This is a genomic window from bacterium, assembly GCA_037128595.1.
Classification (GTDB): Bacteria; Verrucomicrobiota; Kiritimatiellia; order CAIKKV01; family CAITUY01; genus JAABPW01.
In genome coordinates this window covers 1-12,500 of record JBAXWB010000011.1, presented here as the reverse complement: position 1 = coordinate 12,500, position 12,500 = coordinate 1, and the positions used below count along the sequence as shown (strand labels likewise).

Annotated in this window: 11 protein-coding genes; 5 read left to right on the top strand and 6 right to left on the bottom strand. The window is 55.5% G+C overall.

Annotated features, from left to right (window positions below):
• Positions 1 to 21: 21 nt before the first annotated feature.
• From WCS52_08415 to WCS52_08390, 6 genes are all read right to left on the bottom strand, one after another.
• Positions 22 to 957 carry a PEGA domain-containing protein gene (locus tag WCS52_08415; protein MEI6167205.1) on the bottom strand — a complete coding sequence of 312 codons (936 nt, stop codon included), beginning with the start codon at positions 955 to 957 and terminating at the stop codon, positions 22 to 24.
• Positions 958 to 1,026: 69 nt separating this feature from the next.
• On the bottom strand, positions 1,027 to 2,079 hold the full coding sequence (locus WCS52_08410) for a Gfo/Idh/MocA family oxidoreductase (protein MEI6167204.1): 1,053 nt from the start codon (positions 2,077 to 2,079) through the stop codon (positions 1,027 to 1,029).
• Between the two features lie 162 nt (positions 2,080 to 2,241).
• Positions 2,242 to 2,538, bottom strand: a complete 297-nt coding sequence (locus WCS52_08405) for a HigA family addiction module antitoxin (protein MEI6167203.1) — start codon at positions 2,536 to 2,538, stop codon at positions 2,242 to 2,244.
• Positions 2,539 to 2,541: 3 nt separating this feature from the next.
• Positions 2,542 to 2,829, bottom strand: a complete 288-nt coding sequence (locus WCS52_08400) for a type II toxin-antitoxin system RelE/ParE family toxin (GenBank protein MEI6167202.1) — start codon at positions 2,827 to 2,829, stop codon at positions 2,542 to 2,544.
• Positions 2,830 to 3,224: 395 nt separating this feature from the next.
• Complete coding sequence (locus tag WCS52_08395) at positions 3,225 to 5,105, bottom strand: sugar phosphate nucleotidyltransferase (protein MEI6167201.1); 1,881 nt, start codon at positions 5,103 to 5,105, stop codon at positions 3,225 to 3,227.
• Positions 5,106 to 5,154: 49 nt separating this feature from the next.
• Positions 5,155 to 6,312, bottom strand: coding sequence for a DUF1343 domain-containing protein (locus tag WCS52_08390; protein MEI6167200.1), 1,158 nt, complete (start codon positions 6,310 to 6,312; stop codon positions 5,155 to 5,157).
• A 183-nt stretch (positions 6,313 to 6,495) separates the two neighbouring features.
• On the opposite strand from WCS52_08390, the gene WCS52_08385 reads away from it, so the two are divergent.
• The 5 genes from WCS52_08385 to WCS52_08365 all read left to right on the top strand — a co-directional run bounded on the left by WCS52_08385 (position 6,496) and on the right by WCS52_08365 (position 12,500).
• Positions 6,496 to 6,942 (top strand): hypothetical protein, encoded by a 447-nt coding sequence (locus WCS52_08385; protein MEI6167199.1) that lies wholly within the window; start codon positions 6,496 to 6,498, stop codon positions 6,940 to 6,942.
• 85 nt (positions 6,943 to 7,027) lie between these two features.
• Complete coding sequence (locus WCS52_08380) at positions 7,028 to 8,350, top strand: phosphomannomutase/phosphoglucomutase (protein ID MEI6167198.1); 1,323 nt, start codon at positions 7,028 to 7,030, stop codon at positions 8,348 to 8,350.
• Positions 8,351 to 8,358: 8 nt separating this feature from the next.
• Positions 8,359 to 10,080 (top strand): arginine--tRNA ligase, encoded by a 1,722-nt coding sequence (gene argS, locus WCS52_08375; GenBank protein ID MEI6167197.1) that lies wholly within the window; start codon positions 8,359 to 8,361, stop codon positions 10,078 to 10,080.
• A 29-nt stretch (positions 10,081 to 10,109) separates the two neighbouring features.
• Entirely contained in the window at positions 10,110 to 11,102 is a 993-nt protein-coding gene (locus tag WCS52_08370; GenBank protein MEI6167196.1) for a Gfo/Idh/MocA family oxidoreductase, read from the top strand.
• 318 nt (positions 11,103 to 11,420) lie between these two features.
• Entirely contained in the window at positions 11,421 to 12,500 is a 1,080-nt protein-coding gene (locus WCS52_08365; protein ID MEI6167195.1) for a leucine-rich repeat domain-containing protein, read from the top strand.

Below are 12,500 nucleotides of genomic sequence, written 5' to 3'. Positions count from 1 at the left end.
CCCGTTGCCCGGCGGCAGGGATTAATCCTTTATTTCCTGAACCAGAATGTCGGGCTTGCCATCGGTGAGATACACCTTGAGCTGGGCTTTGTCCAAAATTTTCACCCGCTCTTCCACGGTGATGTCAGTCCGGAGCATGGGGACATTGATCTGGAGTTTATTGTTCATGAGAATGCGTTTTGACATCGTGGTGTAACCCGGGCGACTGACGGTGAGCGTATGGTCTCCCTGATAGACCTCGAGTCCGGTCAGGGGGGTGACGCCCACTAAAATGCCATCCACTTCAACCAGGGCCGGGTTGTCAGTGCTATCGATGGTGAGCCGCGTTTTCGGACGGGCTTCCGTTTCCCCGTGTTTGATTAAGGCGGCCGTCAATTTGGGCACGGCCTGGTTAATGGCGACTTCCATCAACTTCAGCAGATCCTCTTCCCCCAGTTGGGTCTGTTGGGACGCGGTTTGCCGGAATGATTGGTCGGCAACCCCCTCGGCAATGCTGATGACCGCGCCGTCCACCACGTCCAACGCCCGCAGCGTGATGCGCAGGGAGAGTTTGGTGAGCTCGATTTTCGAGCCCTCCATGTTGTACAGTTCCTTGCGGGTCGAGAAACTTGAAAGGCTTCCGCGCAACATGGAAGACGCGCCCAGCAATTGCGCCGCCTGGATGTAGGCCGGGCGAGGTTGCCCTTCCAGCAATTCACGCGGGGTCGATTTCTGGAGCTTCTCAATGAAATCCCGGCGGTCGATTAAAATGAAGCCCTTCTGCTCCATCAGCTGCCTGGCAGTCAGGTCGATTCCCTTCGCCGCCAGGGCGGCGGTGTTGATCGGCCCGATCATCGAGGACTCGGGGCGCGCCCCCGTTTCGTCATTGAATTCCAAGAGTGCGATCCGAAGGGGCGCGGCGGAACTGGTAAGCGTGAACAAGGCCAACAGGGCTGGAATGAACAGGTGCGTTTTCATGATGTAGTTCTCCTGCAATTAAGCTGACTGACATGTAATCATTAATGCAACCTAGAGCACGTCATCATGCTATTCAAATTGAACCACTTGTCCAGATTTATTGGATAGCATGCACGCCTCCATCAGCTTCATCACCCGCATGACTTCGGCATTCTTGACCGCGGGTTGGGCCCGTCCCTCAATGACCGCCATGACATTGCGGTAGAAATCACGGACATCCGCTTTGACGCGGGGCAAAGGCTCTTCGGTGGTCGTGGTATCAAACCGGGGCGCCATGGTTTTCGTCAATCCGGCACCGGCCACAATCGGCTTGGCGTCCATGTCCTCGAAACTCTGGAGTTTCATGATTTTGCCTTTGAGTGACCAATCCTCAATGACCGCTGTGCCGGTGGTCCCGCTGACGTACCAGAGGGGCAGGCTCAGGAAATTGCGGGTGCCGACTTCCACCATCACGGTTTTGCCGTGTTCAAAGGTCAAAAACACATGAAAGCCTTCGTCGACCTCCTCGCCTGTCGGAAAGTTCAGCTTGCAGAACACCTGGGTGATCCGGCCATGGATCATGAGGCAGATCCGGTCGAGCAGGTGTACGCCCCAGTCGAGCATCATTCCGCCGCCCTGTGTGGCCAGCCGGCGCCAATCGCCCGGTATGCCGCGTGAACCCTGCACCCGGGTTTCGATGTGGAAGACCTCGCCAATGAGCTTTTCATCATAGATTTTTTTAACGACCAGGAAATCCTCGTCCCACCGGCGGTTCTGATGAACTTGGAAGACCTTGCCGGTTTCGGCGGCCACGGCCAGGATTTCAGCCAGTTCGAGGCTGTTGAGACAGACCGGCTTTTCGCAGATCACATGCTTGCCCGCGCGCATCGCTTGAATCGCAATGTCCTTATGCACATGATTGGGTGTGGCGATCAACACAATGGTCACCGCCGGGTCAGCCAGAACGGCCGCCAGGCTGGGATACGCCTTCAATCCTTTTTTAACGGCGGCCGCCTGTCGCTCGGCCTTGATATCAAAGGTGCCCAGCAAGGTGAGGCCGGTGACGCTGGCCATCATTTCCGAATGCTGTGTCCCCATGCCCCCGAAACCAACGATGACTACTCCTGTCGTATGACTGCTCATAAAATTCCTTTAGGTCGATATCACAAACGTGGAAGAAAAAAATTGCGAAAAAATAATGTCAAAACAGGATCGCAATGGCAAGAGTGAAGGCATTCGGGGCGTCCGGGCAACGGAAAAGAGTTTTGAACAGAACCACACGAAGATCACGAAGGCCCAATTCATTCAGGCAACGGCCAGTTGATGGACTTCTCTGGTAATCCGTGAGGCGAGCGCATCGCCGGCAATATCGAGGTCATAGTCCATCTGGAGGCCCAGCCAGAAGCTGGCAGAGTTACCAAAGAACCTGGACAACCGCAGAGCGGTATCGGCCGTAATAGAGCGCTTGCCGTGAACGATTTCATTGATCCGGCGGGGGGAAACCCCGAGTTCGGCGCCAAGTCGATTTTGACTGATGTTCAAAGGCTTAAGGAACTCCTCTTGCAGAATTTCGCCCGGATGTATTGTCGGAATTTTTTTCATGTCTTACCCCTTGTGATAGTCTACGACCTCAACGTCATATGCGTTGCCATTGCGCCAGACGAAACAGATCCGCCATTGATCATTAATCCTTATGCTATGTTGTCCCTTACGGTTTCCGGAGAGGGCTTCCAGTCGGTTTCCCGGTGGAACACGGAGATCTTCAATATTTATACTGCGGTTCAGCATCCGCAATTTCCGCAAGGCTGTCTTTTGAATATCTGTAGGCAACCTTCGCGAATACTCGCGATGGAAGATCGACTCTGTTTCCCTACACGCGAAACTTTCTAGCATGCGTCAAGGGTATAACGCATAACGTTATGCGTCAAGATGAATCCTGGGGACGGGAAAATAGGTAAAGAAGCCGAATGGAGGGTTTCGCTCTGTCGAAACCAGTGCCCGGAAAGCCAAAACAAAAGACCCTGGCATTCTCGCCAGCCTGAACCAGCAGGATCCCGGCGAGGGAAAGAGATACCCAACGATAATTTTCCCCAATTACACCCCATTTCGACTTCAGCAAGGTGGCGTTCGACGTCCCGACGAACGATTCTGCGTCCTGGCCGTCAATCAGCCGCCGGGGACGTCGGCTGCCACCTTTGCTCCGCTATAATTCCCCTCCCTGTAAACCATCTGGAAAGCCCGCCCGGTTGGACTGCCGAAATAGCCCATGCTGATCCCGCCTGTCAACATCAGCCTGTGGCGTGCAGACACGCTTTAAGGGTGGGGAGGCCCGGGACATGGCGCAGGGCGTTTGTGAGCTGGTTGATTCCGGAGGGGATATGTTTGAGGAAATACGAGGTGGCGGGGGCGGCCCCCAGCCGGCCGAAGGCGCCCAATGCCTGGGATAAGCGCTCCACGGCGGCAATCCAGAAAAGAGCCTGCACCGATTTTCCATTGGGGATCAGGCCCAGATAATAGTCGAGAAGTTCATCCCGGACCTCGTCGGGAAGATTGACGTACGGATCGCACAGGAGCGAGGCCAGGTCGTAGGCGGCCGTCCCAAGGCGCATTCCCTGGAAATCGATCAGGAAAATCTTACCCTTGTTGAGCAGGACGTTGCTGGACTGCAAGTCGCGATGCACAATGACGCGCGGGGCCCGCACCTGGGCGGGGATCAGACTCGATAGCTCCCGGCGGATTTCCTGGCATTGGGCCTCGCTCACCGGTAGATGGCGCCGCAGGAATTGGTCACAGAACAAGGCCTGTTCCCATTCATAGAGATGCCGGGTGAAGGGGGGGGATAAGGTGATGGGATGACGCACGGCGGCGCGTGTGGCCTGATCATGCAGGCGGGCCACGGTGTCCAACGTCTGCTTATAGAGGGTGAGGCATTTCGCTCTCGTCAGGCCGGGCATGAGTTGGTCCAGGCTGTTTTCGCCAACATCTTCCAGAACACAGATTTTTTGATCCGGCCAATCGATCAGCACCGCAGGAACGCTGACGCCGTGTTTTGCCAGAAATTGGGCGTGATGGGTATATAAGCCGTTTTCAGGACGCTCAAGACTGTAGCGCACCAGAATGGCGCTTTGGGTGGTGCCGGGTGTTCCTGAGATCAGCCGGGTAAAGGTGCGCGCGGAGCCCCGTGGCGGGAGCGGGAGAACGGTGGTCTGTCCGGGGTCCCAGTTGAGTTGTGTGAGGGTCCGGCGGATGACGGGATCGGGTAAATCCGCGGCAGGGAGGGCCATATAGGAGGCCGGGCGGTTCAGGGTCACGCCATCTGTGACAATGGCGTCCTTAACGCAGGCGCCAGGGAGGAGGGTGACGTGATCCCAGAGAACGGACCGGTCGACGTTTGCCTTTGGGTGAATGCGGGTGCCCGTCCCGGCGGCCACAATCCGGCCGTCTGGTGACCGGCATTTCTTCCAACGTGGCAACTCCAGCATTTCACGATGGGTGGTCAGATAGGCCTCCGGGGAGCCGATGTCGGCCCAGTAGGCGTGGGGGACAACCACTCCGGCGATCGGTTCGCCGGCAATCAGGGCGTTTTCATAGGCGTCGACAATACTGGCAAACCCAGATTCGGGGAGAAATTTCAGGATGCGGGGCGAGAGGAGTTGCAAGCCGCAGAAGGTGGCGGTGCCCTCGGTTCTGGCGAGCGGGCTTTTAAAGACACTGATCAGGCCGTTCCGGTGCTCAACCGTCCGGGGCCCCCGTTCAGGGTGGAGCCACAGGGAGGCAATCGCGGACTGTTTCTGAAAGGCCGTGATCAAGGGACGTCCGTCCAGCTCGGCCATGACATCGGCATTGATCATCCAGAACGGCTGGTCATCCAGAAACCAGCGCGCCTTTGCCAGGACCCCGCCGGTACCCAGAATGTCGGGTTCATACGAGAGCTGGTATTTGAGGCCGGGTACCGGGTTGGTTTGGAGGTAAGCCAGGATTTGATCGGCATGATGATGGGCATTGACCAGCACGTCGCGCACGCCCCAGCGGTGCAATAATTCCAGGGTGTGTCCCAGTATGGGCTTTCCCCACAAGGGAAATAACGGCTTGGGCTTGAGCAGGGTGAGGGGGAGGAGCCGTGAGCCGAATCCGGCCGCGAGAATGATGGCTTTCTGAGGTGTTTTCATTTTTTCAGGGTTTTAACATGGATAGGCAGGATTTACAGAATAATTCCTATTATCGCGCCCCATACAGGAGCCGGGGCGCGCGTGTGTGTTTGTATTCGGCGAGAGCGGGTTGCCATTGGGCAATGATGTCTGTGGCGGAAATACCGGCCTGCAGGGCCAGTCGGACCTGATCCGTGCCAAACAGGCTATCGAACCATTCCGGCCTGGTGCCGGGAGCGGTCCACAGAGGTTCCGCACCATAGAGCCTGATGATGGCGTCCAGGAGCGTGACGCCAGTGGCCAGCGGGCGGAAGGCGGCGTGATCGGTAATCACCAGCTTCAAGCCGGCGATCTTCGTCCCCTGATAAAGGCCGGACTGGGCTTGATAATCCGCAGGCTCAAACTGGATACCCGGAAGGCCGCTTCCCTCAAGTTGCGCGAGGAGCCGTTTCCGGTCCAGCCAGGGGGCACCAATGAGTTGAAAGGCCTGTGCGGTGCCTGACCCATAGTCCAATGCGGGCAGGGCCTCCCCGAAGACGGTGCAGGTGAACAGGCAGGCGGATTCCCATGACTGGATGCGCGGGGAGGGGGGGGCCCAAGGGGGCCAAGAGGGGCGCCGCTCGCCTTCGCAGGCATAGCCCTGCATGGGGGCAATCATCAGGTCCAGATCCGGGCTCGACTGATGCTGGATCCATAAGGCGGTCTCGGCGGGCGTCATACCGTACTGCATAGGCAGGGGGAGTGCGGCGACAAAACTCCTGAATCGGCTTTCAGTGACAGGCCCATCTACACTGAGCGGGAGCGGGACGGGGCGGTCGGCGATGATCACGGGGATATGGGCTTCACTGGCAGCCTCCAACACCAGAGCCAAGGTGGATACGTAGGTGTAGGGCCGGGCACCTAGATCCTGGAACTCCACCACCAGCATATCCAGTCCCTCAAGCATCTCTCTCGTCGGTTTCCGGGTGCTGCCGTATAACGAATAGATGGGGATCTGCCATTCGGAATGCGACTCATCCTCCGTGTGATCCCCCGCAGCCGCGAGGCCCCTGAAGCCGTGCTCAGGGCCAAACAAGGCGGACAGGTTTACCCCCGGGCTCCCGCGCAGTTTTTCTGCCGAGGTGGTGCCCGCGTGGTCGATGGCGGCGGTATGACTCACCAGACCCACGCGTTTTCCTGTCAGCCACTCCTGATGCTGATCAAGAAGTACATCGATTCCCAATTTCAAAGAGGTATCCGTAACGGTCATGTCGGCAATCTGGCATAGAGTGAAAATTAATTCAAAGTTTGAATTCCCTCCCTTTTTAAAAAACTACTTGTTTTCCGCGGGGTAATCCTGCATATTCGCTTCTGATTTTTTTGCGAAACCACATCCGTGAATAACGGGGAAGTAAATAAACGAGGAGTAAGTATGATGGAAAATGAATCACTGCGTGAGCCGAAAAACACCACTGTAATGCTTTTGTCACTGTTGGTCGTATTTGTTACCATTTGGGCTATCATCGCCTCGGTCATGGCCTCGAGCCGCCGCAAGGAAGTCGACACTCTCAAGACGGATATGGCCCAGATGCGCCAGGAGTCCGAGCAGCTGAAGCAGGACACCCTGCGCAAAATGGATGAGGTTGAAAAACTTCGCCAGACCGCTATGGAATGGACCCGTCAGCACCAGCTTCGCTTGCAGGAAGAAATGCGCAAGAAAGCGGATGACGCCGCCAAGCAGGCGCAAGTCAAGGCCGATGCGGCCAAAGCCCCTGTCAAGCCGGCCGTCAAAGCGGGCAGCACGTCTGCCGTCAAGAAATCCACGGTTCCGGCCAAGAAGGCCCCCGCCAAGAAGACGACGACCAAAAAGGCCGCGTGAGCATTGGTTGGTAAAGGTTAAGACACGGGACGCTTTACAGCGTCCCGTTTTCATTTTAAACGCAAGCAGGTAAGGCGAGGTGGATATGGCGGGCATTTTCAAGGCATATGATATCCGGGGCATCTATGGTTCGCAATTGACCGAGGCTCTGGCCAAGGACATCGGGCGCGCCTTTGTCACCTTTCTGAAATGCAAAAAAGTGGTGATCGGGTATGACATGCGCCCGCATTCCATTCCGCTTTTCAAGGCGCTCTGCGAGGGCATCACGATGCAGGGGGCGGATGTGATTAACATCGGCATGTGTTCGACCCCGATGTCGTATTACGCCAATGGCTCGCTCGGGGCTGATGCCAGCATCATGATCACGGCCTCGCATAATCCCGGGGAATGGAACGGATTCAAGCTGTGCCGGGAACAGGGGATTCCCATCAGCGGGGCCACGGGCATCAAGGAGGTTGAGCAACTGGTGCTCAGCAAGGGCTTTGCGGCACCCGCCGCACGTCCCGGTGTGGTCACCTCGCATGACATTGTCCCAGCCTATATTAAGCATGTTCAAAAGGTCGCTGACCTCCGGCGTCCGGTGACGATCGCGGTCGACTTCGCCAACTCCATGGGCATCCTGGAGGCCCGATGTCTGGAAGGGATCGTCGGGATCAAACGGATTTTCGATACCCTGGATGGGACCTTCCCGAATCATGAGGCCAATCCCCTGAATACGGAAACGATGGAAGTGCTTCAGGAAACGGTGCGGCACGGAAAATTTGATTTCGGGGTCGCCTTTGACGGAGACGCCGATCGCGCCGGATTTGTTGATGAGAAGGGCGATATTGTGCCCATGGACATCATTACGGCCCTGATCGCCACCAGCGTGCTGGAAAAGGAAAAAGGCGTGATCTTCTATGACCTGCGCAGCAGCTGGGCCGTCAAGGAAACCATCGAAGCCAGCGGGGGGACGCCCATGATGAGCCGGGTGGGGCACGCCTTTATCAAGCAGCAGATGCGCGATAACAAGGCGATCTTTGCCGGGGAGTTGTCCGGTCACTATTATTTCCGGGATAATTATACGACGGAAAGTTCCGCCATGGCGGTGCTTTATATCGCCAATGTCATCACCAAGACCGGGAAGCCCCTGTCGGAGCTGATCAAGCCGATCCAACGTTACTTCGCCAGTGGTGAGATCAATTCGGAAGTGCATAGTGCCCAGGCGGTGCTGGACGCGATCCGCAAGAGGTACCCCGATGGCAAGCTTCTTGAGCTGGATGGCATTACGGTTGAGTATGCGGACTGGTGGTTCAATGTGCGTTGCTCCAACACCGAGCCGCTGGTCCGGTTGAATCTGGAGTCCAAAACGAAGGCCATGATGGAAGTGCGCCGGGACGAACTCCTGAAATTGATCCGTGGGGCTTGAATTGACTTATGACAACGATTGAACAATTGCTTTCGGACTGGATGCGGGACGCCTTTCAACGGGCCCTGCCGGAAATTACTGAGGGATGGGAGGCCATCGGGGTGGTCGCCACGACCAGTGCTGAATTTGGCGACTATCAGTGCAACCATTCGATGGGTTTTGCCAAACGTCTGAAAAAGAATCCACGCCAGATTGCCGATGCTGTGGTCAAACTGGCTCCCCCGATCGAGGCCGTGGCGAAACTCGAGATCGCCGGGCCTGGCTTTATCAATATCACGCTGAATCAGGATTGGCTGGCCCGCAAGGTGGATGTGGCCGGGAACGATCCGCTCTTGGGGACCCCGCAATTGGGTTCGGGTAAAACGGTGATTCTGGATTACTCCAGCCCCAATGTGGCGAAGCCGATGCATATCGGGCACATCCGCTCCACGGTGATTGGAAATGCCCTGGATCGCCTGCACCGGTTTCTCGGCTATAAGGTGATTTCGGATAATCATCTGGGGGATTGGGGGACGCAGTTCGGGATCATGATCATGGGCTATCGCCATTTCGCTGATCCTGTCGCGCTTGAAGCGGCCCCTATCGAGGAGCTTGAACGGGTTTATGTCAAGAGTTACGAGCAGTCCAAGCAGGATGAGACGTGGATGGCCCAGGCCCGCCAGGAACTGGTCAAGCTTCAGGCGGGAGATCCTGAAAACCGCCGGCTCTGGCAGCAATTCGTGGAATTGAGCCTCAAGGAATTTGCCCACATCTATAAGCGACTGGATGTCGAATTTGATCTCATGCGGGGCGAGAGCTATTACAATGACCGCCTGCCGGGTGTGGTTCAGGCCTTGTTGGACCAGGGCTTGGCCCGCGAGAGTGACGGGGCCCTGGTGGCCTTCCTGGATGATGAGAAATTACCGCCCTGCATCGTGAAAAAAACCGATGGCGGATTTAATTATGCCACGACCGATCTGGCCACCATCCAGAGCCGGATTGAAGAGTTTCATCCCGATAAGATTATTTATGTGACGGACGAGCGTCAGCAGAACCACTTCCGGCAGGTGTTTGCGGTGGCGCGCAAGTTGGGCTGCAAGACCCATCTGGAACATGTCTGGTTCGGGCTGATGCGGTTGCCCGAAGGGACCTTCTCCACCCGCCAGGGGAATGTCATCAAGCTGGAGAAGTATCTGGACGAGGCGGAGGCCCGTGCGCTGGCTGTCGTCAAGGAGTCCAGTCCCGAGATGCCGGAGGATCGTCAGGCGAACATTGCGCGTGCTGCCGGGATCGGGGCGGTCAAGTATACGGACCTGAGTCAGAATCCCCAGAGTCTGGTCACCTTCACCTGGGAGAAGGCGTTGGCTTTGGATGGAAATTCCGCGCCCTACCTCCAGTATGCCTATGCGCGGATTGCCAGTGTTCAGGACAAATATCGTGATCTGTATCCGGGCCATGATCTGACGAAATTCCCGATTCTCCTGGGGGAACCCATTGAGCGGGTCCTGGCGATCATGATCCTGAGATTTCCCGAAGCCGTGGTGCGGGCGGCCGACAGCTATAAGCCCAGCATTCTGGCCGACTATCTCTATGAATTAGCCTCCGCCTATAGCACCTTCTACCAGAATGTACCGTTCCTCAAGGCCCCGGAAGGGGTGCGCGAGAGCCGGGTGCGCCTGTGTTCAGTCGTGGCGAAGCTGCTGCGCCAGGGCTTGAAGTTACTTGGGATCGAGACGCCCGACCGGATTTAAGCGGCTTTCCGCCAAGGAGAGGGGGAATCATGGGGAAAGTAAAACTTGGATTTATCGGGGCGGGAAAAATCGCGAAAGCGCATCTTGAACAAGGGTTGAAGGACTTCCCGGATGTTGAATTTACGGGTTGGTGCAACCCGTCCGAAAAAGCGGCGGCGGGGCTGCGGGATCTTTGCGGCGGGCAGGGTAAAGTCTATGCCGATGCCGAGTCGATGATTAAGGAGGCGCGGCCCGATGCCCTATTCATCCTGTTGCCGCCTTTCGCCCATGGCCCGGCAGAACTCGCGGCGCTGAAACATAATATTCCGTTTTTTGTGGAGAAGCCTGTCGCCCTGGATCTCCGGTTTGCCGAAAAGATCGCCAAAAGGGTGGAGAAAAAGAACCTCCTCACCTCGGTCGGATATATGAGTCGCTATCGTGCCTCGGTCAATACGGTCCGGGAGCTGTTCCAGGTGCAGAAACCGGTGCTGTTGCAAGGCGGCTGGCTGCTGGGTATGTGGGACGGTTCGGACGGTTGGTGGGTGAGGAAGCATTTATCCGGTGGCCAGTTCCTGGAGCAGGCCACGCATGCGGTGGACCTGGCCCGCTATCTGTTTGGTGATGTGCAGAGTGTTTATGCGGTGGCGCAACGGGGGGTTAAGGCGGCGCGGCCCGCCTATTTCACCATCGACGATTCGATGATGGTGCAGCTGGTTTTTAAGAACGGCGCGGTCGGGAATATCTATTGCTCGGTTATCCCCAATGTCGGGGGCGGCGTTGGCCTGACCGCCTACGGGGTGGATCTTTGTGCCCGGTTCTCCGGGGCAGAGTGCAACGTGACCATAGAACTGCCTGAAAACAAGAAAATCGAGATCGCCTCAGGTGAGAAAGCGCTCGCCCTGGAAAGCCGGGCATTTATTGATGCTGTCAAGACCGGCGACCGGTCCGGGATCAAGTCATCCTATGAGGATGGCCTCAAGACATTGGCGGTCACGGTGGCGGCCAACCAATCCGCCGAAAGTGGCAAAGCGGTTAAATTGTAAGACCGGCTTCAAACTGCCATCCCGAACATTGTGCACAATACGCAGTTTATTGGTTTATATTCGAGTTGGCTGGCGCGTAAATGGGCACGGGTATTTCCGGCGGTGGCACCGGATTTTCAAACACAGGCTCTGCCACCTCGGAGACTGGAGGCACGACGTCGACCACCGGTAGCGGTTCCGGGAGTGGCGCTGCAGCCCTAGATTTTCACATGTCCTGAATTTCGCGTTATATGGCTTGACTTCTTCGACTTGATTTAGCGATACCTTTTTGTCATCGTGACTCAGAAAAAGTTATCAATATTCTTTAAAGGAGCCCGGATGAATTGGATGTTGTGTGTACTGGTCTTGTGTGCAGTTACATCATCGGCAATAACCCCGGACTACACTTACATAACCAATAATGGATCAATCACGATCACGGGGTACATTGGTACAAATACTGCCGTGACTATCACGAATAAGATCAACGGATTGACGGTTTCTTGCATCGGGGATTCATCATTTCAATACAAGACCTCACTTACAAGTGTGACGATCCCGAGTAGTGTTGTCAGAATTGGTAATAGTGCATTCTCTACCTGTTACAATTTGACAAACGTTACATTTGGTAGCAACGTTTCAACGATCGGAAATGATGCGTTCTATTACTGTCCCGGCTTAGCTCAAGTGCAGATCCCAAATAGTGTCACAAATATTGGGGATCGATCCTTTAAAAGTTGCTACGGCATTGGTCCTTCTGTCCAAATATCTAGCAATGTTAATTATATTGGGCCATATGCTTTTGCAGATTGCGGGCAGCTTGTCACAATAACGGTCAATGCAGTCAATAGCCGTTATAGCAGCACGAATGGTGTTTTGTTTAATTCTAACAAAACTACTCTCATTCAGTATCCAGGCGGAAAAGGAGGTACCTATGTGGTCCCCAACAGTGTAACCAGAATTGAAGATGGAGCATTCTATAGTTGCCAAAATCTTTCCAATGTCATAATTGGCACTAACGCTACCACAATTGGTGCTAATGCCTTTTACTACTGTGGCCTGACAAATATCTCGATCGGCACAAATGTTTACAGCATTGGGGACACCGCGTTTTATCAATGCAGTAGCCTAATCTTCATTACGATCCCATCGGGCGTAACAAATATTGGATATTGTGCTTTTAAAAGGTGCGACAGCTTGGCGGTCATATCGGTTGACCCGCAAAATCATTACTACAGTAGTACGAATGGAATTTTGTTTGATAAGGGAATGACTTTGTTGATTCAGTGTCCTGCTAAGGGGAATGTAAGTGACTACGCGATTCCCGACGGCGTCACAAATATTGCTAATTATGCCTTTTATGACCCCGCGCGCAACCAGCTAATGCAACACCAGTTGTATAAAAAGGTCACGCGGTAA